Annotated in this window: 29 protein-coding genes and 1 pseudogene; 1 reads left to right on the top strand and 29 read right to left on the bottom strand. The window is 27.0% G+C overall.

From position 1 onward, the window contains the following. Positions 1-6: 6 nt before the first annotated feature. The 29 genes and pseudogenes from ptsP to ABGF48_RS07050 all read right to left on the bottom strand — a co-directional run bounded on the left by ptsP (position 7) and on the right by ABGF48_RS07050 (position 25,631). Positions 7-1,713 carry a phosphoenolpyruvate--protein phosphotransferase gene (gene ptsP, locus ABGF48_RS07190; RefSeq protein WP_408105658.1) on the bottom strand — a complete coding sequence of 569 codons (1,707 nt, stop codon included), beginning with the start codon at positions 1,711-1,713 and terminating at the stop codon, positions 7-9. Positions 1,714-1,781: 68 nt separating this feature from the next. Continuing rightward, complete coding sequence (locus ABGF48_RS07185; RefSeq protein ID WP_134711629.1) at positions 1,782-2,042, bottom strand: HPr family phosphocarrier protein; 261 nt, start codon at positions 2,040-2,042, stop codon at positions 1,782-1,784. A 22-nt stretch (positions 2,043-2,064) separates the two neighbouring features. Beyond that, on the bottom strand, positions 2,065-3,075 hold the full coding sequence (locus tag ABGF48_RS07180; protein WP_408105657.1) for a LacI family DNA-binding transcriptional regulator: 1,011 nt from the start codon (positions 3,073-3,075) through the stop codon (positions 2,065-2,067). A 60-nt stretch (positions 3,076-3,135) separates the two neighbouring features. After that, a complete protein-coding gene (gene topA / locus ABGF48_RS07175) occupies positions 3,136-5,193 on the bottom strand; it encodes a type I DNA topoisomerase (RefSeq protein ID WP_408105656.1) in 2,058 nt (685 codons plus the stop codon). Positions 5,194-5,257: 64 nt separating this feature from the next. Next, positions 5,258-6,337, bottom strand: a complete 1,080-nt coding sequence (gene dprA / locus ABGF48_RS07170) for a DNA-processing protein DprA (protein WP_408105655.1) — start codon at positions 6,335-6,337, stop codon at positions 5,258-5,260. Positions 6,338-6,344: 7 nt separating this feature from the next. Continuing rightward, complete coding sequence (locus ABGF48_RS07165; RefSeq protein ID WP_408105654.1) at positions 6,345-6,686, bottom strand: YraN family protein; 342 nt, start codon at positions 6,684-6,686, stop codon at positions 6,345-6,347. After that, positions 6,658-7,305, bottom strand: a complete 648-nt coding sequence (locus ABGF48_RS07160) for a ribonuclease HII (RefSeq protein WP_408105653.1) — start codon at positions 7,303-7,305, stop codon at positions 6,658-6,660. Before ABGF48_RS07160 ends, ABGF48_RS07165 begins: the two co-directional genes overlap by 29 nt. A gap of 47 nt (positions 7,306-7,352) precedes the next feature. Then, a complete protein-coding gene (gene ylqF, locus ABGF48_RS07155; RefSeq protein ID WP_408105652.1) occupies positions 7,353-8,228 on the bottom strand; it encodes a ribosome biogenesis GTPase YlqF in 876 nt (291 codons plus the stop codon). A gap of 48 nt (positions 8,229-8,276) precedes the next feature. Next, positions 8,277-8,624, bottom strand: coding sequence for a 50S ribosomal protein L19 (rplS, locus tag ABGF48_RS07150; RefSeq protein ID WP_408105651.1), 348 nt, complete (start codon positions 8,622-8,624; stop codon positions 8,277-8,279). Positions 8,625-8,626: 2 nt separating this feature from the next. Further along, positions 8,627-9,322, bottom strand: coding sequence for a tRNA (guanosine(37)-N1)-methyltransferase TrmD (gene trmD, locus ABGF48_RS07145; RefSeq protein ID WP_408105650.1), 696 nt, complete (start codon positions 9,320-9,322; stop codon positions 8,627-8,629). Then, positions 9,322-9,807, bottom strand: a complete 486-nt coding sequence (gene rimM, locus ABGF48_RS07140) for a ribosome maturation factor RimM (protein ID WP_408105649.1) — start codon at positions 9,805-9,807, stop codon at positions 9,322-9,324. The genes trmD and rimM overlap by 1 nt, the downstream gene beginning before the upstream one ends. Continuing rightward, positions 9,794-10,039 (bottom strand): KH domain-containing protein, encoded by a 246-nt coding sequence (locus ABGF48_RS07135; protein WP_408105648.1) that lies wholly within the window; start codon positions 10,037-10,039, stop codon positions 9,794-9,796. Before ABGF48_RS07135 ends, rimM begins: the two co-directional genes overlap by 14 nt. Before the next feature lie 218 nt (positions 10,040-10,257). Next, positions 10,258-10,488: pseudogene (gene rpsP, locus ABGF48_RS07130) on the bottom strand (30S ribosomal protein S16); the annotation flags it as partial. 15 nt (positions 10,489-10,503) lie between these two features. Further along, positions 10,504-11,835, bottom strand: a complete 1,332-nt coding sequence (gene ffh, locus ABGF48_RS07125) for a signal recognition particle protein (RefSeq protein ID WP_408105647.1) — start codon at positions 11,833-11,835, stop codon at positions 10,504-10,506. Between the two features lie 10 nt (positions 11,836-11,845). Continuing rightward, positions 11,846-12,184 (bottom strand): YlxM family DNA-binding protein, encoded by a 339-nt coding sequence (ylxM, locus tag ABGF48_RS07120; RefSeq protein WP_408105646.1) that lies wholly within the window; start codon positions 12,182-12,184, stop codon positions 11,846-11,848. A 79-nt stretch (positions 12,185-12,263) separates the two neighbouring features. After that, positions 12,264-12,749, bottom strand: coding sequence for an LURP-one-related/scramblase family protein (locus ABGF48_RS07115; RefSeq protein WP_408105645.1), 486 nt, complete (start codon positions 12,747-12,749; stop codon positions 12,264-12,266). Between the two features lie 132 nt (positions 12,750-12,881). Then, on the bottom strand, positions 12,882-13,319 hold the full coding sequence (locus ABGF48_RS07110; protein ID WP_408105644.1) for a PTS sugar transporter subunit IIA: 438 nt from the start codon (positions 13,317-13,319) through the stop codon (positions 12,882-12,884). Continuing rightward, positions 13,319-14,311, bottom strand: coding sequence for a PTS system mannose/fructose/sorbose family transporter subunit IID (locus ABGF48_RS07105; RefSeq protein ID WP_408105643.1), 993 nt, complete (start codon positions 14,309-14,311; stop codon positions 13,319-13,321). The genes ABGF48_RS07110 and ABGF48_RS07105 overlap by 1 nt, the downstream gene beginning before the upstream one ends. Continuing rightward, on the bottom strand, positions 14,301-15,095 hold the full coding sequence (locus ABGF48_RS07100; protein WP_408105642.1) for a PTS mannose/fructose/sorbose/N-acetylgalactosamine transporter subunit IIC: 795 nt from the start codon (positions 15,093-15,095) through the stop codon (positions 14,301-14,303). Before ABGF48_RS07100 ends, ABGF48_RS07105 begins: the two co-directional genes overlap by 11 nt. 15 nt (positions 15,096-15,110) lie before the next feature. Continuing rightward, positions 15,111-15,587 (bottom strand): PTS galactosamine transporter subunit IIB, encoded by a 477-nt coding sequence (gene agaB, locus ABGF48_RS07095; RefSeq protein ID WP_408105641.1) that lies wholly within the window; start codon positions 15,585-15,587, stop codon positions 15,111-15,113. Positions 15,588-15,597: 10 nt separating this feature from the next. Next, on the bottom strand, positions 15,598-15,870 hold the full coding sequence (yajC, locus tag ABGF48_RS07090; RefSeq protein ID WP_408105640.1) for a preprotein translocase subunit YajC: 273 nt from the start codon (positions 15,868-15,870) through the stop codon (positions 15,598-15,600). A 146-nt stretch (positions 15,871-16,016) separates the two neighbouring features. Then, complete coding sequence (locus tag ABGF48_RS07085) at positions 16,017-17,036, bottom strand: mechanosensitive ion channel family protein (protein WP_408105639.1); 1,020 nt, start codon at positions 17,034-17,036, stop codon at positions 16,017-16,019. A gap of 6 nt (positions 17,037-17,042) precedes the next feature. After that, positions 17,043-18,434, bottom strand: a complete 1,392-nt coding sequence (ftsY, locus tag ABGF48_RS07080) for a signal recognition particle-docking protein FtsY (protein WP_408105638.1) — start codon at positions 18,432-18,434, stop codon at positions 17,043-17,045. A 78-nt stretch (positions 18,435-18,512) separates the two neighbouring features. Then, positions 18,513-22,043 carry a chromosome segregation protein SMC gene (gene smc, locus ABGF48_RS07075; RefSeq protein ID WP_408105637.1) on the bottom strand — a complete coding sequence of 1,177 codons (3,531 nt, stop codon included), beginning with the start codon at positions 22,041-22,043 and terminating at the stop codon, positions 18,513-18,515. A 36-nt stretch (positions 22,044-22,079) separates the two neighbouring features. Beyond that, a complete protein-coding gene (gene rnc, locus ABGF48_RS07070; RefSeq protein ID WP_408105636.1) occupies positions 22,080-22,796 on the bottom strand; it encodes a ribonuclease III in 717 nt (238 codons plus the stop codon). Position 22,797: 1 nt separating this feature from the next. Further along, the gene (locus tag ABGF48_RS07065; RefSeq protein WP_408105635.1) at positions 22,798-23,025 is read right to left on the bottom strand and encodes an acyl carrier protein; all 228 of its coding nucleotides are present in this window, start codon (positions 23,023-23,025) and stop codon (positions 22,798-22,800) included. Then, the gene (gene plsX / locus ABGF48_RS07060; RefSeq protein ID WP_408105634.1) at positions 23,022-24,005 is read right to left on the bottom strand and encodes a phosphate acyltransferase PlsX; all 984 of its coding nucleotides are present in this window, start codon (positions 24,003-24,005) and stop codon (positions 23,022-23,024) included. Before plsX ends, ABGF48_RS07065 begins: the two co-directional genes overlap by 4 nt. Before the next feature lie 153 nt (positions 24,006-24,158). Continuing rightward, the gene (gene rpmF / locus ABGF48_RS07055; RefSeq protein ID WP_408105633.1) at positions 24,159-24,344 is read right to left on the bottom strand and encodes a 50S ribosomal protein L32; all 186 of its coding nucleotides are present in this window, start codon (positions 24,342-24,344) and stop codon (positions 24,159-24,161) included. A gap of 93 nt (positions 24,345-24,437) precedes the next feature. Beyond that, a complete protein-coding gene (locus ABGF48_RS07050) occupies positions 24,438-25,631 on the bottom strand; it encodes an acetate/propionate family kinase (RefSeq protein WP_408105632.1) in 1,194 nt (397 codons plus the stop codon). 98 nt (positions 25,632-25,729) lie between these two features. On the opposite strand from ABGF48_RS07050, the gene ABGF48_RS07045 reads away from it, so the two are divergent. Further along, positions 25,730-26,902, top strand: a complete 1,173-nt coding sequence (locus ABGF48_RS07045) for a nucleotidyltransferase family protein (protein ID WP_408105631.1) — start codon at positions 25,730-25,732, stop codon at positions 26,900-26,902. The last annotated feature ends 51 nt before the right edge of the window (positions 26,903-26,953 follow it).

The raw sequence follows: 26,953 nt of genomic DNA, 5'->3' as shown, positions 1-26,953 counted from the left end.
TATTAATTAAAATTCATCAACTTTATCTTTTAATAAAGATCTAATTTCATCTATATTATCTAATAACAATACCTTCTTTACAAATTCTTCAGCTTCCGCTAAATTAGTGTTATTAATTATACTCTTTAATTTACCAATTTTAGCACTTACTACTGAGAATTCATCTAATCCTAATCCTAATAATAAATATGTTGCTAAACTATCTGAGGACATTGACCCACACATACCAGTCCATTTTCCTTCTTCATGTGATGCATCAATTACCTGTTTTATAGCTCTTAATACAGCTGGATTAAAATAGTCATATAGATGAGAAATTTTTTCATTTCCTCTATCTGCAGCTAAAATGTATTGTGTTAAGTCATTTGTACCAATACTGAAGAAATCACAATATTTAATCAAATCTCTTGCCATAAATACTGATGCTGGTGTTTCAACCATAATACCAACTTTAATATCTTCATCATATTTTTTACCTTCAGATTTTAATTCTTTTTTATATGATTTGATATATTCTTGAACTTTTTTAATTTCTGCAACACTTATAACCATTGGTAATAAAATTTTTACATTTCCATATGCACTTGATCTTAAAATAGCTCTTAATTGATCTCTCATTATATCTTCTTTATCAAACTGCACTCTTAGAGCTCTCCATCCTAAGAAAGGATTTTCTTCTTTAGGGAATTCAAAATAACTTAATCCTTTATCTCCACCAATGTCTAAGGTTCTAATAATTAAAGGCATACCTTCTAACTTTTCAGCAGCTTCTTTATATACTTCAAATTGTTTTTCTTCTGATGGAAATTCATCTGATTCCATATATAAAAATTCTGTTCTAAAAAGACCAACACCTTTAGCACCATGTTCTAGTCCCGTTTTTAAATCTTCAAGTCCACCAATATTACATACAACTTCTATTTCTTTTCCATCACTTGTTTTAGCTTCAGCAAATTTATATTTTTCTGCAATTGCTTTATCTTCTTTAATTATTTCAAATTTTTTCTTATATGAATTTACTGTTTCTTCATCAGGATCTACTATAATTGTTCCTTCAATCGCATCTAAAATTATAAATTGATCATTTTTTAATTTTGATGTGATATCTTTCATACCAACTATTGCAGGAATTCCTAAAGTTTGAGCAATTATTGAAGAATGACTTGTTTTTCCACCTAAATCCATTGCTAATCCTAATACATGATCTTTGTCCATTGTAGATGTATCTGTTGGTGTTAATTCTTCTGAAACAATAATGTAATCATCATCCAAAACTTGTAATGTATTAGGTTTAATACCCTTTAACTTGTACATTACATTTTCTCCAAGGTCTCTATAATCAGCAGCTCTTTCCTTTAAGTAGGCATCATCCATCATTTCAAATACCATAACCATTTCTTTTATAGTTAAATCTAGAGCATACTCTGCATTTATTAACTCACCTCTAATTTTGTCAGAAGTTGTATCAATTAATGCAGGATCAGATGCTAACTCTATATGTGCATCTCTTACTTCTTTTGCAGCTTGTGTAGAAACTACTCTATTTTCTAATTCATTTACATAATCATTTATTGCTTTTTGAATTTTTTCAATTTCAGATTCAACATTTTCATTTTTAATAGTATTTTTATTTATTTCAATTTCAGCCTTTTCAAATAAATATACTTTTCCCATAGCAACGCCATCAGATGCTGCAATACCTTTATATTTCATTTTACTCTCCAATCAAAGTTTTTATAAAAAATAAAAGAGATACACAAGGTATCCCTTTTTATATGCAATTAGTCTGTTAAACTTCCGATAAATTCAACAACTTTATCACAATTTTCTTCTTCGTTTTCCCCTGTTACTCTAACTAATATTTCTGTATCTTTAGAAATACCTAATGACATAACACTAAATATACTCTTTGCATTTGCCACTTTACCATCTTTTACAAGTTCAACTGTTCCTTCAATGTTTTTTACAAATTGTACCAAAGCTGCTGCTGGTCTTGCGTGTAATCCTGTTTCATTTACTACCACAATTTTCTTTTCTACCATATTTTCCTCCTAAATTTGTTTCCTATTTAATTTTTTTTATAGTTTCTCTCTTCATGATTTCATGATTTAAATTAATTGATTCATTAAATTCTTCTTTATCTCTTAAGATTTTAACTAATATTCTAACTGCAATAGCACCTATATCATAATAAGGTAATCTTACTGATGTTAATGATGGTTTAATCAACTCAGAAATATCACTATTTCCAAATCCTGATACTGAAAATTCTTCTGGAATATTAATATTATTATCATAACAATAATGTAATATACCTACTGCTAAATTATCACTTTCAGCAATTATTGCTGTTACATCATTCTTTTTAAGTTTGTTGTAATTTTTTTCTAAAAATTTATATCCTGCTTCCACTGTATCATTGTTCACACCAAATACCCAATTATCCAATTTGTGATTTTCGGTAGCTTCTATGTATCCACTTTCTTTAGATTCTGAAGAATGAAATGCTGTCTTTTCTCTTAAATAGGCAATATTTTCATGCCCATTTTCAATCATGAATTCAGTCATGTCACTCATCGCTTTTTTGAAATCGATACTTACAGTCTTAAATTCATCAGGACTATAGAATGTATCCAATAATATATATGGAATATCATGTTCTTTTATTAAATATAAAATTTCGTTATTTATTTTTTCAGATATTACAATGATTCCTTCAACTTGTTTCGAGGATAAAAAGTCTACAGCTTTCTTTTGAATTTCAAAACTTCCAAATGTAGAATATAACAAAATATCATATTTGTACATTTTACCTATTTCATCAATACCTCTAAGATATTGAGCCATATAGCTATATCCTATATCGTCAAGTATAATACCTAGAGTATTTGATCTTTTCATAACTAGTGATCTAGCTAATTCATTTGGTTTATATCCAAGTTTTGCTATAGCCTTATTAACTGCTTCAGTTTTATCAGGCGAAACTTTTCTTGTACCATTGATTACTCTAGATACTGTAGAAATAGATACACCTGCAAGGTTTTTAACATCTTCCATAGTAGGTTTTCTAGACATAAAATCCTCCTTAATTCCTTTTATTACATTGTATCATAAAAAACCTTTTCATACAATTTTTTATTTATTAGTTGGACAGTTTTCATTATTACATATTACTGCATCTATTTTTCTATTTTTTCTGTGCACCATTAAATCACCACATTCTGGACACTTTTCTCCTGTTGGTTTATCCCAAGATGCCCAATCACATTCAGGATAATTGTCGCATCCATAGAAAACTTTCCCTCTTTTTGAAATTTTTTCAATAACTTTTCCTCCACATTTAGGACAAACTATACCCAATTCTTTAACAATATTTTTTGTAAAAGTACATGTTGGAAAATTTGAACATCCAATAAAATCACCATTTCTACCTTTTTTATAAAGTAAATCTCCACCACATTCTGGACACTTTTCCCCTGTTGGCTTATCTTTTATTTCAAAATCTTTATTTGAATTTTCTGCTTTTTTTAATAATTCATTAAATGTATTATAAAAATCTTTCAATAATTTTTTCCATTCAACATCAGACTCTTCTATTTTATCTAAATTATTCTCCATTTCCGCAGTAAAATCTTCATTTATAATTGAACTAAAATACTGTAATAATAGTTCTATAACAGTGAAACCTATTTCTGTTGGAACAAGAGATTTTTCTTCAAAAGCAACATAGTGTCTACTTAATAAACTCTTTATAATTGAAGAATATGTAGAAGGTCTACCTATTCCATTTTTTTCTAATTCTTTAACTAATGATGCTTCTGTGAATCTAGCCTTTGGCTTGGTAAAATGTTGTACTTTACTTACATTTTTTACTGAAAATACATCTCCTACTTCAAAATTTGGTAATTCAACTTTTTTATCACTGACATTCCACACTTTTGAAAATCCATCAAATGTAACTATTGATCCATTGGATCTAAATACAATTTTATTACTTTCTATATCATATCTTGTTGATAAATACTTACTATCTTTCATTTGTGATGCAAGTGTTCTTTCCCAAATTAATCTATATAACTTATACTGATCATTTGTTAAGTAATCTCTTATTTTTTCAGGTGTTCTATAAATTGAAGAAACTCTAACAGCCTCATGGGCATCCTGTGAACCACTTTTTTTCTTATTATATGATTTCCCTTTTGATGCATATTCTTTTCCATAATTTTCATTTATAAACTTAAGAGCTTCATCTATTACCCCCTTTGATAATCTTGTAGAATCTGTTCTCATATATGAAATTAAACCAACAGAACCTTCCCCAACATTAATCCCTTCATATAATTGTTGAGCAACTGACATGGTCTTTGATGTTGAAAAATATATTCTTTTAGAAGCTTCTTGTTGCAATGTAGAAGTAGTAAATGGTTCATAAGGCTTTCTACTTTTTTCCTTTACATCTTTATCAATAATTTTAAAATTATCCTTATCAATCTTAGAAATTATATTATCTGCTTCTTTTTCATTTTTTAATTTTATATTTTTTACTTTATCTGAATTAATTTCTCCAATAAATTCTCCGACAAATTCAGTTTTATTATATTTTGAATTAAAATCTATAGTCCAAAATTCTTCAGGAATAAATTTTTTTATCTCATTTTCACGATCAATTATAAGTTTTAACGCTGCAGATTGTACTCTTCCAGCAGATAATCCATTTTTTACTTTTTTCCATAAAATTGGCGAAAGCTTATATCCTACTATTCTATCTAATATTCTTCTTGCCTGCTGTGCATCTACTAGATTCAAATCAATTGGTCTAGGTTGTTTTATTGCTTCTTTTACAGTTTCTTTTGTTATCTCTGGAAATACAACTCTATTTTTATCATTTAAATCTAAATTTAATAAAAAAGCTAAATGCCAAGCAATTGCTTCTCCTTCTCTATCTGGATCAGATGCAAGATAAACATTGTCTGCTTTTTTAGCTTCCGCTTTTATGGCATTAATAGTAGATGCTTTTCCTCGTACGTTTATATATTCAGGTTCAAAATTATTATCTATATCCACACCCATTCTGCTTTTTGGAAGATCTCTTAAATGCCCAACTGAAGCCATTATTTTATAATTTTTCCCTAAAAATTTTCCAATAGTTTTAGCTTTTGTAGGTGATTCTACTATAATTAAATTTTTAGCCACATTATCCTCCCTTTAGTTTTATTACAAATGTAATAATACCACAAATTATCTTAAATACAAATATTTAATTTAATGTATAAAAATTTTCTTTAATATTCATAACAATGTTTTTCATTTCTAATTTAAATATAATTTCATACAATTCTTTAATATCAATTTTTGTTAAATTTGATATTTCATTTATGCTCAAAATATTTCCACTTAAAACATTTATGACATCTAAATATTTTTTTGGAAAATCATAATTATTATTTACTAAATTTATTCTATTTCTTTCTTTAATAAATGGTATATCTTCAATAATATCTTTTCCTGATTGTACAATTTTGGCTCCAAGTTTAATAAAATTATTACATCCTTGAGAATAAACATTGTTAATATTCCCTGGAACAGCAAATAAATCCCTATTTTGCTCAATTGCATATTTAGCTGTAATAAGTGATCCACTTTTTTCCGCAGCTTGTATTACCAATGTACCAAATGATATTCCAGATATTATTCTATTTCTAAATACAAAATTTTGTTTTTGCGGATTTGTAAATAATGGAAATTCTGAAATCAACAATTCATTTTCCATTTTATCATAAAGATAATTATTTGATTTAGGATATCTAATTTCTAAAGAAGAAGCTAAGACTCCAATTGTAGAAATGTTATTTTCTATCGCAGTATTATGAGCATAAGAATCTATTCCAGTTGCCATACCAGATACGATACAAATATCATAACCTGCTAATTCACTAATAATTCTTTTAGTTGCCCAAATACCATACTCTGTAGGCTTTCTCGTGCCAACAACAGCTAAACAATTATTAAAATTTATTTTTTTATTTCCTTTATAATAAATTATTGCTGGTGCGTCATAAATATTTCTTAATCTTTGTGGATAATTTTTATCTAAAATAGTTATATACTTTATTCCAGCTATTTCTAATTTATATTTATAATCCTCTAAATTAAATTTGTTAAAATTATATTTAATATTTTCTTTTTCATTGTCATTTAAAAATAAGAGCTTATCAATATTTTCAGCTTTAATATCTAAAAATATATTGAGAAGCCCCTCACTTATAAAATTTCTAATTCTCAAATTATTAATTTTTAAAATATTTAAAAATAAAATTACATCATTATAAGTATTCATAGTCACCTCAAAAAGCATTTATTATGTGATTTATTTTCTTAAATTCCCAATAGCATTCAATTATGTCAAATCTTATATCATAATCAAACAAATTATTTTTATTTATATAATAAAGTGCTATAGTTTTTAAGTTTCTAATTTTTTTATAATCTACAGCTTGAGATGCATATAAAATATCAAAATTCTTTCTTGTTTTTACTTCTACTATAATTAGTGTATTATTCTTAAATGCGATTATATCTGCTTCTGCAAATTTTGTCGCAAAATTTCTTTCCAGTATTTTATAATTTTGTTGTATTAAATATCTGCAGGCAATTTCTTCACCCAATTTTCCTATTAGCTTGTTCATAATATTTTTTCATAAAGGATATTCTATGGATTTCGCTGATACCATGAGCATCTATCGCTTCATAATGTTTCTTTGTTCCATAGCCTTTATGTGCTTCAAACATATATTCGGGATATACCTTTGAGTATTCAATCATCATATCATCTCTGTAAACTTTAGCTAGTATAGAAGCACATGAAATCTCGTAAACAAGATCATCACCAGATATTATTCCTATTTGATCTATATCAGAGTCAATAAGCTCTGCATCAATTAACGCCAAATTTGCTTTAACTGGATTATCATTCTTATCTTTTAGATTTTCAAGAGCTTTTTTCATAGCTAAAAGACTTGCCTGTCTTATATTAATTTCATCAATTATATGATTATCAACAATGCCATAGCCTATTGCAATAGCATTTTCAAATATGTCTTCAGCAAGTAGTCTCCTTTTCTTATCTGATAATTTTTTAGAGTCTTTAACTCCATCTATATGATTCTCACCCATTATTACAGCACAACTAACAACTGGTCCAGCAATTGGCCCTCTCCCAACTTCATCAATACCACATTTATTTGTATAGTTTTTTGATTTTTCTAATAAAATATCTAGCTGATCTCTTTTTAACTTTATTTTCATATATCCCCATTATACAATATTTTTCTAAAATGAAACTGTCATTATTGTTACATTTTTTTTACATTTTCAACTTCAAAGTTATCTTCCACTCTCTCCAAAGTTATTCTATCAATTCTTACTTTTCTGAAATCATCAAAAATTATATTTGATACCTTAAAATAGTCAATTTCATTTCCTCTTAAGATCGCTCCAAACTTAATAGCGATTTTATCCATTATTTCCAATGTAGGAAGTGACGGATCTATTTCATATCTTTTTTCTAAACTCTTTGGAGAAATTTCTTGTATTTTCTTTATAAATTCAAAACATAAATTTTCAATTTCTAATATTTCATCTTTAATAGCACCTGTAAACGCAAGATTTTTACCACCATCATGTAATTCTAATTTTGGCCATAATACACCTGGTGTATCTAAAAGCATTAAATCACTATTTGTTTTAATCCATTGATTAGTACGAGTTACACCGGGTCTATTTCCTACTTTTGTACCTTTTCTCCTAGAAACATTATTTATGAATGTTGATTTTCCAACATTAGGTATCCCAACAACCATCATTCTAATGCTTGTATCTTTTATTTTTTTTTCTTCACGCTTTTCAAATAATTTTGTTAATGACCTTCTTGCAGTTTTATATAATTCATTTGTTTTTTTGTCTTTAGTTGAATTATATTCTATAACCTCTATTCCTCTATCATTAAAATATTTTATCCACTTTTTAGTTTCATATGGATTGGACATATCTACTTTATTCAAGATGATCAATCTTGGAAAATCTTTAATTATATCGTCTATAACAGGATTTCTTGAACTTATAGGTATTCTTGAGTCAACAATCTCCGCAACTATGTCTACTAATTTTAATGACTCTCTTATCTTATCAAGAGATTTTTTCATATGCCCTGGATACCAGTTAATTTGCATACTACCTCCTTGTATAAAAAAAGGTCAGACAAATGTCTAACCTAAATTTTAGTAATCTGTTTTTTCTTTTAATTTAGCAGCTTTACCAACTCTATTTCTTAAGTAGAATAATCTAGCTCTTCTTGCCTTACCATGTCTTACTACTTTAATATTTTCAACTCTTGGTGAGTGAATTAAGAAAGTTCTTTCAACACCTACTCCGTAAGCAACTCTTCTTACTGTAAATGTACTTCTAACACCTTCACCTTGAATTTTAATAATTGTTCCTTCAAACATTTGGATTCTTTCTCTTGATCCTTCTTTAATTCTGTAATCAATTTTTACATAATCACCAACAAGAATTTCTGGTAAAGAGTCTTTCTTTTGTTCTTCTTCTAATTGTTTTATGATTTCCATAATTATTCCTTTCTTATACTTTTCATATATTTTTCATATAAATCTGGTCTTTTTCTTTTAGTATTTTCTATACTATTATTTTTTTGCCATTCTTCGATCAATTTATGATTTCCAGAAAATAAAACTTCCGGAACTTTCAATCCTAGATATTCTCTAGGTCTTGTAAAATGATCATGCTGTAATAATATATTGTAGTGTGAATCTGTCTTATATGATTCATCATTACCTAAAACATCATCTATAAGTCTAGTAACCGTATCGATTAAAACCATTGCTGGTATTTCTCCACCAGTTAAAACATAATCTCCTATAGAAATTTCATAGTCAACATAATTATTTACAACTCTTGAATCAATTCCTTCATAATGTCCGCAAAGCAAAATTAAATGTTCTTCTTTAGATAAATCAATAGCCATCCCTTGATTCAAAACACTTCCTTGTGGACTTAAAAATATAACCTTAGATTTTTCTGTTTTAACACTTTCAATTGCATCAACAACTGGTTGCATGGTCATAAGCATTCCGGCTGAACCACCATAAACTTCATCATCAACTTTATTGTGTCTATTTTTTGAAAATTTTCTAATATCTATAGAGTTTATTTCTATAATATTTTTTTCAACTGCTTTTCCAATAACTCCATACACTTTCAAAAAATCAAATGTATCTGGAAATAAAGTTAAAATATCAATTTTCATTACATACCTTCTATAAGCTTTACTTTTATTTTATTTTCACTTAAATTAACTGATAGAATAAATTCTTTAACAGCAGGTATCATAATTTCATCATCTTCAGTTTGTACGACATATACATCATTAACATCATATTCTAAAACATCTTTGATAAATCCTATTTTTTGACCATTTTCGTCAAATACTTCCATATCTATTAAATCCTCGATATAATATTCATCATCATTTAAATCGATCATATCTTCTTCTTTTATAAATATATCTTTATCCTTAAATTTTAGAACATCGTTTATATTGTTATATCCATCTAATATAATCATAAGATTTTCTTTATGTTTTCTTACTTTTGAAATCTTATATTCTAAATTATCATTTCCAATGTAATAAGCAATATCTCTGTCAAAACTTTCAATACCTGTTTTTGAGACTTTAAGTTCACCTTTTATCCCATGTGTATTAATAATTTTACCAACTTTAATTTTGTTCATTATTTGCATCAATTACTAAATTTACTTTTTTTTGTTCTTTTATAGCACACGCTTTTAATATAGATCTTATTGAATTAGCAATTTTCCCTTGTTTACCAATAATTTTACCCATATCTTCTGCATTAACAAGTAATTTTATATCAACTATACCTTCATTTGTTTCAGTAATAACTTTAACATCTTCTGGTTTTGTAACTAAAACCTTTGCTATATATTCTACAATTTCATTCATTTTATTTATCCAAATTATTCTGCTGATTCTTCTGTTGTTTCTTCTTCTACAGCTTCTTCTGATTCTTCAGCTGCAGCTGCTTCAGCTTCTGCCTTAGCTTTTGCTTCTGCTTCAGCTTCTGCTTTTTCTCTAGCTATTCTTCTTTCTTCAGCTTCTTTAGCTCTTTTTTCTGCTTCTGCTTTTTTCTTTTCTTCTACTTTTTTTGCTAAATCTTCAAAGTCTGTTTTTAATAATCTAGCAACTGTTGTTGTTGGTTTTGCACCTACTCCCATCCAGTATTCTACTCTTTCACTATCAATTTTAAATACTTTTGGTTCTGAAATTGGATTATAGTATCCGATTTCTTCGATAAATTTACCATCTCTTGGTGATCTTTCATCTGCTACAACGATTCTGTAGAAAGGTCTTTTCTTAGCACCTAATCTTTTCATTCTAATTTTTACTGCCATATTTTTCCTCCGTTTTTAAAAGAATGGGAATCTCTTCTTCCCTTTTTTCATTTTTTTGCTCATAACACCCATTTTTTTCATCATTTTTTTGGTGTCATCGAATTGTTTAAGTAATTTATTTACTTCTCCAATATTTGTACCTGAACCATTTGCGATTCTTTTCTTTCTAGAATTATCAATTATATTAGGCTTTTCACGTTCATCATTTGTCATCGACCTAATAATTGCTTCAATTCTATCAATTGCCTTAGTATCAAAATTCATACCTTTCAATGCTTTAGCATTAACTCCAGGTATCATTTTTAATAAATCTTCTAAAGGCCCCATATTTCTCATTTGAGAAATTTGTGATAGAAAATCATTGAAATCAAAAGATTGATTTCTTAATTTTTCTTCAAGTTCTTTTGCTTTTTCCTTATCCAATGCTTGTTCAGCTTTTTCAATAAGTGATAAAACATCACCCATTCCTAATATTCTTGATACTAGTCTATCTGGATGGAATTGTTCCAAATCTCCCATCGTCTCGCCGGTACCAATGAATTTAATCGGTTTTTCTGTAACTGCTCTAATTGAAAGAGCAGCCCCACCTCTTGTATCACCATCAAGCTTTGTCATTAGGATACCTGTAATATCAATTTGCTCATTAAATGATTTAGCAACATTTACAGCATCTTGACCAGTCATTGAGTCAACAACTAATAGAGTTTCTGTTACATCAACATTTTCCTTGATTGCTTTTAATTCATGCATCAATTCATCATCAATGTGAAGTCTACCAGCCGTATCGATAATAACTATATCATTACCATTTTTCTTTGCTTCTTCAATACCACGTTTCGCAATTTCTACAGGATCAATTTTACCTAAAGAAAATACAGGTACTTCAACTTTTTGTCCGACAACTTTTAACTGATCAATAGCTGCTGGTCTATATATATCTCCTGCAACAAGTAATGGTTTCTTGTTTTTTTTCTTTAGTAGAAGAGCTAATTTTCCTGTTTGAGTTGTTTTACCAGCACCTTGCAAACCTACCATCATAATCACAGTCGGTAATTTTGATGAAAATTTAAGCTCCTGATTATCATCACTCATCAAATTAATTAATTCTTCATTAACAATTTTCACAACCATCTGTCCAGGAGTTAAACTCTGCATAACATCAGCGCCTAAAGCTCTCTCTTTAACTTTTTGTACAAAACTTTTTACAACTTTAAAGTTTACATCAGCTTCAAGTAAAGCCAATCTAATCTCTCTCATTGCTGTATCAATATCTTTTTCAGTAAGTTTTCCCTTACCTCTAAGATTACTCATAAGGTTTTGTAGTCTATCCGATAAATTTTCAAACATTTAGCACATCCTATTTCAATTTTGTTTTAATTTGAAAAATCAAATCTATGTATTTTGAATATTCTTCATCATCAAGATCATTAATCAAATTTTTTTCTAATCTATCTACAAGCCCACCCAGTTCATTTGATCTTTTATACATCCCTATGCCTTCTTCAAAATCCAATAAAGCTTTTTCTGAACGTTTAATTGTTTCTGAAATACTTTGCTTAGATACACCTTGAATATCGGCAATTTCAGTTAAAGATAAATCTTCTAAATAGTGCATTTCAATAGATTCTGCTTGCTTATCTGTAAGTAATTTTCCATAGTATTCATATAGAATACTAATAACTACATTTTTTTCCATTTATTCTCCTGTCAAGGTTTTTCATTGACACTAAATATAATAGCAAAATCAAGACTTTATGTCAAATTTTTATTATATTTTATCTACTTTCATCTATGTCAATCAAATCATCAATTGCAATTAAAAGAGCTAAAAGTTCATCTTCAAAATTTTCATCAATAACTTCTATAACAAAAGTATCTCGCCATGTTAGCACTTTTCTATATATATTGCCAACTAATTTATCCCCATTGTATACATTAAAGTCAAAAGAGAAAAGGTCACCTAATAAATTTAAATCATAATCATCAGATATTATCTTTAATTTTTTTCTAAAAAATGCAAAATCTTGTTTAATATTAAAATTTTTTCCATCACTAAAATCAACATCATAATTCGCTAAAAAGAATACAATACCTCTTTTAATTGTAAAACTTCCACTTCCATTCAATTTTGTTACATTTATAGCATTACCCCAAAATTTAAAGTCTTGATCTACTCTATATACCGCTATTTCATTATCATCAAAAACTTCATAGTGGTCTGTTATCTTAAAAACCTTTTGTTTGATATATAATTTTTTCATTTTGCTTCCTTTGTACACATAATTTTATTTTCAATTGAATTATATCATATATAAATACTTATAAAATTTCAAATAAAAATAACCTCAAAATTATTTCATAAATTCTGAGGTTAAATTACATATTAAATTTTACTAAATTCCATCTTCAAAATCATCTAAATAATCGTCTTTTTCGACTAGTTCAAATTTTTGAATAGAATCTTTACCCGCTTCTATAATTTCATCTACAAGTAAATCTATATCATCATTTTCAGTGGTAATCGCTGTAAATAACATTGCAAAATTTAATCCTGCAAGTATTCTTGTGTTATCATTACCACCAAAATTCATCACTGAGCGATTAAATGGAGTTCCTCCCATTAAATCAGTAATTACAATTACATGATCATAATTAGAAAATGAATTATAAGCATCTATTAGTTTTTTATCTATCATTTCAAAATTTTCACCTTCAAGAAAATTTACATTTTTAACATTTTCAAACTTTCCAGCTATTATTTCAACAGTAGATAATATACCTTCTGAAAATTTTCCGTGTGCTGTAACTAAAACAGCTGTTGATTTACTCATTAGAATATTCCTACCCAAGCACCAAATAGACCTAATACGAATAAGAATATGATGCCATAAACTGGTGACAATTTCTTCTTAGCTATTAAGAAGTACATCAACATTACTAAGCCTAAATCAATTATATTTGGAATTATACCATCCAATATTCCTTGTACATTGATTTTTACATCAACTTCTTTTTCTTTTTGGAATACTAATTCTGATGTTCCATTTTCCAAATCTGTGATCGTTGTATTTGGTTTTAATGTTTTTTTATCTTCTTTATATAGATATTTTGAAAATTCTGGTATTCTGTCATTTGTTACAACAGTTTTAATTTCTTGAGAAACTAATTTTTTACCATTTGGAATTTCGTATTTTGTTTTAATACCACCATATAATACCGTTAAAGCTCCTACAATTATAACACCTAAGATTGATGCTGCTCTTGTAAATTCTTTAGCATTTTGTGTAAATAAATCAATTGCTTCCACACCCTTCTTATATGACCAGTACATTAACCAATATCTCAATCCAAATTGAGCCAAGTTAAATACTAGCAAGAATAAGAATGGAGCTATAATTTGCCCACTTAATGCCATATTTGATGTGATACCTGCTAAAATTGGTACTAATGTAAACCAAAATAGTGCATCACCTATACCGCCTAATGGCCCCATTGCTGCAACTCTAACAGCACGAATTGTATCGATATCTTGTTTATTTTGTTCTAATGATAATACAATACCCATTACAAATGTTACTAAAAATGGATGTGTATTAAAGAATTCCAAGTTATGTGTCATTGATTTTGACAAGTCGTCTTTATTTGTATGAATTTTTTCTAATCCTGGTAAAATACTGTACAACCATCCTGCAGCTTGCATTCTTTCAAAATTGAATGATGCTTGTAAGAATAATGATCTCCATACCATTTTGTTTAATGTTTTATTATCAAGATTAGGAGCAACATTTGTGTCTACATAATGATTACTTTGATTATATTCCATCTTCGTCTCCTCCCATTACTTGAGTATTTTTAACTTTAGTTTGAATTTGATAATCCCAATAAGAAACTGCAAAACCGATTAATGAAATTAATAATAGTCCTGGAGCTTGTAATGAAGGTATTGCATTAACAACTATTGCAATTGCGAAACCAAGGAAGAAGAATCCCCATAGTTCTTTTGAAAGCATAACTTTCAACAAGATTGCAAAACCTACAAATCTCATCATCTTACCAGCCACTCCTAAACCTGTTGTAGCCCACTCTGGTAAATTATCTGCTACTGTTTTACCAAATTCTGCACCAGCAATAAAGAATGCTAGAACGATTAAACCAAATATTGTACCTAAAATTGCCATAGACAAGTAGTTAACATGTGAAATCCCTTTTGGATTTGCATTTTCAGCATGTTTATCAGCAACTTTCATAATAGGTGTCATAAGTGTAAATACAACATTAACAGCTTGTTGTCCCAATACTGCAAAAGGATATGCTGCTGCAACTGCTGCTGTTGGTTCTAATTTTGATGTTACAGCAAATACTGTTGCCATAATACCACCGATTACAGCGTTAGGTGGTTGTGCGCCTCCGACAGGCATACTACCTATTTGAATTAGTTGGAATGTTGCACCAACTGTTAGACCTGTTTGTACATCACCCAATATTGCACCAATAACTGGTCCTGTTACTATTGGTTGATATAGTGATTCCAGAAAACTGAATTGGTCTATTGCAGCAATAAATGTTACTAAAAATACCAATAGAATCTGGATTATATTATATTCCATAATACCTCCTATAAATTATTTAAATAATTTTTCTGTACTTTCAGATTGTTCTTGTGGGACTTTTCTGATTTCCAATTCCACTCCACGTTCTTTTAGTTTTCTAAATGCTTCAACATCAGCGTCATCAACACATACAGCTGCCGCTACTTGTCTTTTTCCTTCAGCCATATGCATATTTCCAATGTTAACTTTAGTTATTGGAACTCCCCCTTCCACTAATCTTAGAACATCTTGTGGATTTTCACATATTATAAAGATCTTTTGTTTTGGAGATGCTTTATCAATAATACTTATTGTTTTTTCTATTGAAAAGTATCTTGTAGCTACACCATTTGGTGCAGCCATATCCATAAGACCTTGTCTCATTTTATTAGTTGAAACTTCATCATTTGCAACTAATAACAAATTAGCTCCTACAACATTTGTCCATTGTGTAGCAACTTGTCCATGTATTAATCTATTATCTATTCTTGTCAATAAAATATTTGGCATTTTTATCTCCTTATTTAATTTCTCTTATGCTAAATCTGTCAGCAGTAATTATAACATTTTTAGCTATTTCAATATCAACTTCATTTTTTCCTACTCTAGTCAACACTCCATAAATACCATTGTTTAACATTACTCTAACACCTGGTTTTAATGATTCATGAAGCTTCTTATAGTATGCTCTTGATTTTCTTAAATTTAATATGTTAAAAATTTGAATAATAGCAAAAATTATAAGAATAAATACTATAAAAACTATTGAGGACGCATATATTTGCTCCCACATATCGCCTCCTTTGTTAAGATTTCGTTTTCCTAGAATCATAAAAAAAATAATATATAATATACTATTTTCTTTAAATAACTAGATTTCCATCACATTTAGTATATTATATATTCTTTTTTAAGTCAATAATAAATATGAAATTGTAATTATAAATTATTTTTTATATAAACATCTCTCTTAGGATAAGGGATTTCTATATTATTTTCCTTAAACTTTTCAAATATTTTAAAATTAATAATTGATTTTAATTTTATACTTTGTTTTGGATCACTTATCCATACAAATAACTTAAAACTTAAAGAAGATTCAGCAAATTCTTCAAAAAATACAAATGGAGATGGAATTCTTAAAACTGAAGAATATTCTTTACTCATATCTTCTGCAACTTCTTTCAAAACTTTTTCTACTAATTTTACATCACTATCATAAGAAACTCCTATAGGAATAGTCAGTCTTGTAACTAGAGATCCATGAGACATATTTTCAACAGAGTTTTCTAAGAAATAAAGATTAGGAACTATTATCCTCTTATCTTCAAGTGATTTAACAACAGTTGCTCTAAATCCAATTTTTTCAACGTCAACTATTTCTTCTCCTATTTTAATCCTATCCCCAATTTTTATATGAGAATCAAAAATTAAAATTAATCCAGATATAAAATTTGCCGTTATATTTTGTAGACCAAACGCAAGTCCAACCCCAAGTACTGAACCAAATACAGCTAATGAATTTAGGCTTATTCCCAAAGTGTTTAACGCTATAACTGTGGCTACAAATATTAATATCATTTTAATCATTGTATTAAACACTTGTCTACTATCTAAGCTAACATCATACTTTTGATAAACTCTTGGCAACATTCCTACAGTTAAAATTTTTGAAGTTTTACTAATTAGTAATATAGTAAGTACTATTATCAAAATAAATTTAATACTAATTTTGAAAATATAAATCGAAAATATTGAATAATTCATCCACACTTCAGTTTTATAATGATTTAATAAAAATATAATAGATAAAATAACTAAAATCCAAAATGTATAATTTTCTTTTATATTTTTTTTCTTAAAAAAATAATTTATTCCTATGGAAATAAATACTAAAATGAAAAGTACAATCAATGTAATAATATGTTTATTCTCTAGTAATTTAATAATTCCCTTCATCATATCCTACTTTACATCAAATAATGCATCAACAAATTTTTCAGAATCAAATTTTTCCAGATTCTCTGCTTTTTCTCCAATACCGATATATTTAACAGGTACATTATTTTCAACTTGAAGCGGAAATACTACTCCACCTTTTGCTGTACCATCTAATTTAGTTAATACTAATCCTGTGATATTTGTAACTTTATTAAATTCTTTTGCTTGGAATAAAGCATTTTGGCCAGTTGTAGCATCAAGAACTAGAAGAGATTCCTTATTTGCTTCAGGATGTTCTCTTGAAATAATTCTATTAATTTTTTCTAATTCATTCATAAGATTTACTTTATTGTGCAATCTTCCCGCAGTATCTATTATAAGTACGTCTTTGTTCTTAGCTTTTTGTGACTTAATCGCATCATAAACTACAGATGCTGGATCTGAACCTTCATTAGAAGAAATTAATTCTACATTTACTCTTTCTGACCATTCTTTTAATTGTTCGATAGCAGCAGCTCTAAAAGTATCCGCCGCAGCTAAAATAACTGATTTTCCTTCTTTTTGTAAGTTATATGCTAATTTACCAATAGTTGTGGTTTTACCAACACCATTCACACCAATAACAAGAATAACTGTTTGCTTTCCATCAAGAATATTCAATGAATTATCTTTGTTATTTTCTCTCAATTTATTTCTAAGAATTTTTTCTAATTCTACTTTAATCATCTTAGGATCTCTAATATGATTATCTGAAACAATTTCTCTTAGTTCTTCAATAACGTTTACTGTTGTTTCAACTCCCATATCTGCTGAAATCATGATTTCTTCAAGTTCATCATATAAGTCATCATCAATTTTAGCTTTACCATTTATTAAATTATCGATTGCAGAATTCATCGCATCACGTGTTTTAAATAATCCTGATTTTAATCTTTCTAAAAAACCTTTTTTCTTAGGCTCTTCTTTTAATTCTTCAACAATTTCATCATGAATAATAATTTCATCCAGAACTTCTTTTTCAAAAACACTTTCTTTCATTCCTTCTTCAACAACTTTAGATTTTCCAATAAAGTTTTTTTCTTCCTTAATAACTTTAGGTTCTTCACTAAAATTTTCTTCAACTGTTTCAATTTCAGAATTTTCTTGTAGTTTATTTACTTTTTCCAATGAATGTTCAATATTATTTTCAACAGTATCAATTACTTCTTCTTCTAAATTTTCAATATCTTTTTCTATATTATTTTCAGATTCTTCACTACTATTTTCTAATTCTTTTACCTTATCCATTGAGTGTTCAATTAAATTTTCAACTTTCTCAATTTTTTCTTCTTCTGAAACTTCAACTTTAATTTCCTCTTTAAATTCTATATCTTGTTCATTTTTATTTTTAAATTTTTCAAAAAACTTTTTAAACATTGTAACTCCTTAAACATTTTTATAATCAAATTATATCATAATAAAACGTACACTATAAAATAATGCACGTTTAATTTATTATTCTTTATAATCATCAAGGGCAAGTGTAATAACTTTAGAAATACCTTTTTCTTCCATTGTTACACCATAAAGAATTTCTGCCATTTCCATAGTTACTTTTCTATGTGTAATAATTATAAATTGAGTTTTATCAACTAAAGATTTCAAATATCCTATATATCGCTTAATATTTGCTTCATCCAATGCAGCATCTATCTCATCTAATACACAAAATGGAGCAGGATTAATTTCAAATATAGCAAATAGCAAAGCTACAGCTGTAAGTGCTTTTTCTCCACCTGATAAAAGTGCAATATTTTTCAATTTTTTTCCTGGCGGTCTTGCGATAATATCTATCCCAGCATTTAGCACATCATCTGAATCAAGCTTAATTTCAGCTTCTCCTCCATTAAATAATATTGAAAAAATTTCGTTAAATCTAATTTTTATTTTTTCAAAAGCATCAGCAAAAGTTTCTTTCATATCTTTTTCAATTGACTTAATAATGTTTATAATGTCATTTTTGGAAGCAATTAAATCGTCATATTGTTTATTTAAAAATTGCAACTCTTCAGATATTAAATTAAATTGTTCTATGCTTTCATAGTTAAAATATCCAATTTTAGACAATTTAGATTTAATATCTAAAACTTCTTTTCTTGTTGCATCAATTTTATCAACACGTTTTAACTTTTCGTCTAATTCCACATCAGTAATTGAATAGGTTTCCTTATAATCATCTCTTAATGAATTTACTTTTTGTTCTGAATTTTCAATTTTCAATTCCAATTTATACTTATCTTTTTCAAATTCGGAAATAGCATCCTTCAATGCATCTATTTCTTTTCTATCTTCTTTTATTTTAGTTATAGATTGTTTTAATTCTTCTTCAATCAAATTTATATCAGTATTTGAAACACTTAATTTTTCTTCAAATTCTGACTTATTTTTTATTAACTTTTTAATTTCATTACTTGAATTTTCAATTTCATTAATAGTTGTTTTTAATGAATTTTCATCAATTGATAATGTTTTTATATTATCTTCTAAATCAGTTTTAAAATTTTCAATATCATTTTCTAATAGTGATATATCTCTAATCAAAACATCTAATTCAGACTTTCTTAACACTAATTTTTTTTCTTCTTCAGAAATATATGAATTTAACGCTTCAATTTCTGAGGAAAGAACATTGAATCTTTCTTCTTCTTCTTCAAGATTTACCGATAAGTGATCTATTTCTGAAAAATCTTCATCTCTTAATTCATTTTCGATTTTATTAAGCAATTCACTAAATTCATCCTTACGCTTATTGTTAAACAAAATTTCAACATTTAATTCATGTATATTTTTATTTAATTCAGATAAATTTTCTTTATGGGAATTATTTGCATTTTTAAATTCAATAATACTACTATCCAATTCTGATATTTTAGCAATATGAGAATTAGATAAATCATTTATTTTTCTAATTTTCTCTGCCAAATCATTCAATTTTAAAATTAGATCATCAAGTTCTTTTTTACGATTTAATAAACTATTACTTTCTTTTTTGAAGGTATTCCCCCCAACCATAGAGCCCCAAGAATTGATAATTTCTCCATCTAATGTAATTACTCTATATCCCTTAATACTTTTAGAAACTTCTACTGCATCCTCTATATTTTCAACAAGAATTGTTTTTGCAAGAAAGTAATCAATTATACCATCTATTTTTTTGTCGTTTTTAACTAAATTATTAAATGTATCAATAATTTTAGGGTGTTTTACATTATATTTACTTGCAGATATTTTATTAATTGGTAAGAATGTAATTCTACCAATATTATTTTCCTTTAAGAAATTAATTAAATATTTACCATCTTCTTCGTTTTTAATAACGATATTTTGTAGTGATGAACCTAAAGCTAAATCTAAAGCAACTTTATATTTTTCTTCCACTTCTATTAAATCAGCTAAAACACCAACTATTTTCGATGAAATATCTGTATTTTTATCAGCAATTTTCAACAAATCTTGTACTGATCTGTAATATCCATCATATGATTTATATTGTCTTTCCAAAATATCTTTTTGAGATTCTAATTTTAAATAATTATTTTTTTTATTTGAAATATCAATATTTATTTTTTCAAGATTTTCCAACAAATTAGATTTTTTATCATTAAAATCTTCAATTACATCAGTATTTTTATTTATTTTTTCTTGAATACTTTTAATATTATTTTCTATCTCATAAATTTTAGAACTTTTTTCATTAATCAAAATATTTATTTTATCTACTTCAGAAATATAATTTTCTTTTAATTGTTTATTTGAATCATCCAATTTTTCTTTAGTATTTTTATTTATTTTCAAATCTGACAAATATTCTTTATTTTTATCAATACTCATAGTCAAAATATTAAATTCTGATTTTAATTTATTAAATCGTTCTCTTTTTTCACTAATACTATTATTTATATGAATAACTAAATTATTAGTGCTATCTTTTCTAGAATTTAATTCAATATTTTGCTTTTCTTTTTCTAATATCAATTCCTTAAAATTAATAATTTTTTCATTTTTTAATTTTATAGAATTTTCTAGTCGTTCTTTATCATTGTTTAAGAATTTATTCTTTTCTTTTAAGATATTAATCTGACTATCTAAGCTTTGTATTTTTTTATCACTTAAAATTTGATTTTCTTTTTTTTCTTCTAATTGAGTTGTCTTAATATCTATTTTTTCTTGAATTGGAGAAATCAACTCAACAAGTTTATTTAATTTACTATTTGAACTATCAAGTTCTAAATTTATGTATTCTAATTTAGATTTATCATTTTGTAAATCATCTGAATTTTTTTGAATAGCTTTGTCTAATAAATTAAGTTCTAATAGTTCTAACCTATTAGTTAATTTTATCCCCTCTTTAGCATTTTGAGATTGTTTTTCCAAAATATCAAATTGTTGCTTCTTAACTTTTAACTCGCTACTTAATTGAGCAAGATTTTCTTCGTTTTTAAGTAATTTTTTTTCAGCTTCACTTTTTTTATATTTATTTTTAGAGATACCTGTTGCTTCTTCAAAAATGTATCTTCTTTCTTCATTTTTACCATTAAGAATCTCATCGATACGACCTTGCCCTATCATTGAATATCCATCTTTTCCAATACCTGTATCCAAAAATAGTTCTCTAATGTCTTTTAATCTAACAAGAGATTTATTAAGTAAATATTCACTATCTCCAGTCCTGTACACTCTCCTAGTAACATTTACTTCATCAAAAGCAATAGGAAGAGATTTATCACTATTATCTAAAATTAAAGATACTTGAGCCATATTCATTTGTTTTTTTATATCAGTACCAGAAAAAATAACATCCTGCATACTTGTACCACGAAGAGACTTGGCTGATTGCTCACCTAATACCCACTTAATAGCATCTGCAATATTTGATTTTCCTGATCCATTCGGCCCAACAACAGCTGATATATCTTTATTAAAAAGTAACTTTGTCTTATCAGCAAAACTCTTAAAGCCGTATAGTTCTACATATTTTAATTTCATAATTCCTACCATAAAAAAACTATTCTTACGAATAGTTTATTTTTTTAATACACCTAATTTTTCTAACGCATTTTTAGCAGCCATTTGTTCTGCTATTTTTTTATTTTTGCCATTACCTTCTGATATCTTTTTATCATCAATATAAAATTCAAAGTAAAAAAGTTTATTGTGTGATGGACCTATTTCATTAACAAGCTTATAAGTACTATTTGATTTATTTTTTTTATGTAAATATTCTTGCAGCATTGATTTGTAGTCATTTACACTTTCTTTTTGAATTTTAAGTTCTTTTACTTTATCTATAATAAGATTATAAATAAAATTAAAGACAACATCATATCCACCGTCTAAGTACAAAGCTCCCATTACAGCTTCAAAGGCATCAGATTTAATTGATGGTTTATCTCTTCCACCAGTCTTTTCTTCTCCTTTTCCTAATAGTAAAAATTCAGATAATTCTAAATGATCAGCTAATTCAGAAAAAGATTTTTCACAAACCAAATTAGCTCTAACCTTAGTTAAAAAACCTTCTTGTTTAGGCTTAAAATTTTTAAATAGAATTTCAGAAAATGCTAACTCACATACTGCATCTCCTAAAAACTCTAATCTTTCATTGCTTTTATTTTTAAAATCTGAATGTTCATTTGTATATGAAGTATGGATAAACGCTAAATTTAACAAATTAATATCATTAAATTTATAGTTAAGTTTTTTTTCTAATTTATTTAATTTAGCAATTCTATCTTCATTCATTTTATTTTCCAGCTTTTTTTTCTACCACTGCAATAACATCATTAGCTGTTTTTAATTCAGACAATTCTGAATCTGAAATTTCAATATCAAATTCTTCTTCAATGCTCATAATAAAGTCTAATAGTCCAATTGAATCTATTTCGTAATCTTTTACTAAATCAGCATTTAAATCAAAATTATCTATCATTAATTCGCTCTTAATCATTTCTGTTATTTTTTCTCTTATCATAATCTCTCCTCTATAGTCTTATTTATGTTACTACTCAATAATTCTTCCGCTTTATAAATCGCATATTTTATTGCTTCCCTATCAGAGCTACCATGCGCCTTAAATAATGGTTTGTTAAGTCCTAAAAGTACTCCAGCTCCAACTTTTTTATAATCATATTTATCCTTAATATTTTTTAATGATTTTTTTAGAAGTAATGCTCCTATTTTAGAAATAATACTACTTGTAACTGCTGTCTTTATTTCAGAAAATAATACTGATGCTGCTCCTTCTGTAGATTTTATCATCATATTTCCAGCAAATCCATCCGCTACAATAACATCTGCCTTACCAGTTAGAAAATCTCGAGGTTCTATATTCCCACAAAAATTTATATTAGGATTATTTTTTAATAATTCATAAACTTCTTTTGTTCTTATATCCCCTTTTCCTTCTTCAGAACCAATATTTACCAAATAAACTTTTGGATTTTTAATTTGTAAATACTTTTCAGCTACAACACTACCCATTACAGCAAATTGATCTTGCATTTCAGATTTTGTATCCACAACAGCTCCAGAATCAACAAGTATTGTTTGACTTCCTGATTGAGTAGGAATAAGTGTAGCTAAAGTTGCTCTTTTAACTTTTTCTAAACGTTTTGTGATAAATATTCCTCCTGCAAGAAGTGCACCTGTACTCCCAGCAGATAAAAATCCATCACCTTCTTCATTTAGCTTTTCAAGTCCTAATACTAATGATGCATTTTTCTTTCTTCTAAGCGATCTTACAGGATCATCATGATTTTCTATAAACTCAGTTGTATTAATAAACTCAAATCTATTAAAATCAAGTTGTCTTAATTTTATTATCTGTCTAGCAACTTCTTCAGGTCCTACCAAAATAAAATTTAATTTTGTCTTTTCTAAAGAGTCACAAACACCATTTATAACCTCTTCAGAACCTAAATCGGCTCCCATTAAATCTACAATTAATTTCATACTATCTCCATTTTATTTGATACTAATATAATATCATATTTAAATACATATTGAAAATTATAATATAAAAATTTAAAATAAAAATGATGTTATAAAATGAAAATCATTCTATAACATCACATTATTTTAATATTATTTTTGAAAAGAATTTTATTATTCTGTTTCTTCTACTTCAAATATTTTTTTACCATTGTAATATCCTGATGGACTTACTCTATGTGGTAATCTTGCTTCATTTGTTTCTGAATCAACTACAAAGTTTACTTTGTTTAATCTATAAGAAGAAGCTCTTCTTGATGCTGTTTTAGCTTTAGATGTTTTTCTCTTTGGTACTGCCATGTGAACACCTCCTTGATCTTTTTACATTAATATTTTAAATATTTTTAAATAACAAAAGTATTATACATATATTTTAGCTATATGTCAATATTTTTATAAATTTTCTACTATATTTTGTGTTTCTCTAGCAATCATTAATTCTTCATTTGTAGGAATTATAAATACTTTAACTTTTGAATCCGCAGCTGAAATTTCTTTTTCGTCTCTCGCACCTCTATTTGCTTCAACGTCAACTTTAATTCCTAAGTTTTCTAATCCTTCTAAAATATGTTCTCTTGCATAGTCAGAATTTTCTCCGATACCACCTGCAAATGCGATAGCATCAACTCTTTCTAATAATGCATAATATGATCCAACATATTTTTTAGCTCTATTTATAAACATATCTAGTGCCAATTTTGCTCTTTCGTTTCCTTCCTGACTTGCTAATAAAACATCTCTAAAGTCAGACGACACACCACTCACTCCTAATAAACCTGATTTTTTATTTAATAATGTATCCATTTCATCATATGAAAGATTATATTGTTTTCCAATATTAAACACAACAGCTGGATCAATATCTCCACTTCTTGTACCCATTACTAAACCTTCTAATGGTGTAAGACCCATTGATGTGTCATATGATTGTCCATTTTTAACTGCTGTAATACTTGCACCATTTCCTAAATGACATGTTATTACATTTACCTCTTCAGGTTTTTTGCCTAACTTTTCAGCAACTTTAAGTGTTATATATTTATGACTTGTTCCATGAGCACCATATCTCTTAATTGCACCTTTTTCATAGTATTCATAAGGAATGGCATATAAAGCATTTTCCGCCGGTATAGTTGCATGGAATCCAGTATCAACACAAATTACATTTGGTTTACCCGGTGCTACCTCTTCAACACCCTTTATTCCTTGAATTGCCCCTGGATTATGTAATGGTGCAAATCTTATAGCATCTTCTAAAATTTCTAATGCTTTATCATCAACTAATCTAGGATTAATAATTGATCCACCATGAACGATTCTGTGACCTATTGCTTTGATATCATCAATATTTTTAATGATACCATAATCTTCATGTGTTAAAACCTCAAATAATAATTTTACAGCTTCCTTATGTGATGGTAGATTTCTTTCTATAACTATTTTTCTATCACCTTTTTTATGCTCAATATTTGATCCAGCAATACCAATTCTTTCTATTAATCCTTTTCCATAAACTTCACCTGTTTGTGAGTTTAAATATTGATACTTAAGTGATGAGCTACCACTATTTAATACTAAAATATCCATAAAATCCCCTATCTATTTTTTTATATCTTTTTAAGTTATAATTAAAATAACATTTACTAATTCATTATAACAAAAATTACGAGGTATGTTCAAATAAAATGACAAATATAGCAATAATATGTGAATACAATCCAATGCATAATGGACATTTGCACCAAATAAAAAAAATTAAAGAAAAATTTCCTGAATCAAATATTATAGCATTAATGAGTACATCATTTGTTCAAAGAGGTGAACCATCAATTATAGGTAAATTTGATAAGACAAGATCAGCATTAAAATGTGGCGTAGATCTTGTATTTGAAATACCAGCAATCATAAGTCTACAAAGTGCTGATTATTTCTCATATTATACAACATTCCTTCTTAATGAATTAGGTTTAATCGATTATATTTCATTTGGAATTGAAGATGATACTGAAACTTTTTACAAATTACTTGATTTTAAAATCAAAAACGAATCTAAAATATTTGAGCTACAAGGTAAATATATTAAACAAGGTTATTCATACAAAAATGCTTATTTACAAGCAATTTATGAAATTGATAAAAACGTTCCGCATTCAATAATTTCTCCGAATAACACACTTGCTTTAAATTACGCACTTACACTAAATAAATTAAATAGTAAGATTAAAATATTACCTATTCAAAGAAAAGATGGTGGTTACAACAGTGAGAAATTAGATAAATACAAGTTTCAATCAGCAACAACTATTAGAAATTTAATAAAAAAAAATTATGATGTTTCAAATTATGTACCTGACGAATTAATAGAAATATTAAAAAATACAAACCTTCACAACATTGATGAATACTCAAATATTTTTTATTATAAAGCATTTATTGAAAAAAATACAGGAGAATCTATTGCTGGATTTGAACCTGGAATATTGAACCTATTAAAGAAAAATTATTCAGATAAAATCTCCAATATGATTGAAAAATCTCATAATAAAAGATATTCAAAATCGAGATTAAAAAGATTTATTATAAATTATTTACTAGACATTGAGACTGTAGATATTAAAAATCTTGATAAAATAAACTATTTGAGGCCTATCGGATTTAATGACAAAGGTAGAGATTTAATAAATCAATTAAAAAATTTAACTGATTTTACAATATTGAATAAACTAGTTGATTATGTAACATTAGATGATGTTAATAGGAATTTTGCTGAAATTGATATTAGAGCATATGAATTACAAAATTTGAATAATACTAAAATTCTAAATAAAAATTTTAAAAATAGAATTTATATAAAGTAATTGTATAGTTAAGGAGCTGTTATAAAATAAATAAAAATGTTATTCATTTTA

The sequence above is a fragment of the Helcococcus bovis genome (genome assembly GCF_046035835.1).
GTDB lineage: Bacteria > Bacillota > Clostridia > Tissierellales > Peptoniphilaceae > Helcococcus > Helcococcus bovis.
The sequence above is the reverse complement of the archived record's forward strand: the minus strand, read 5'-3'. Positions and strand labels throughout refer to the sequence as shown.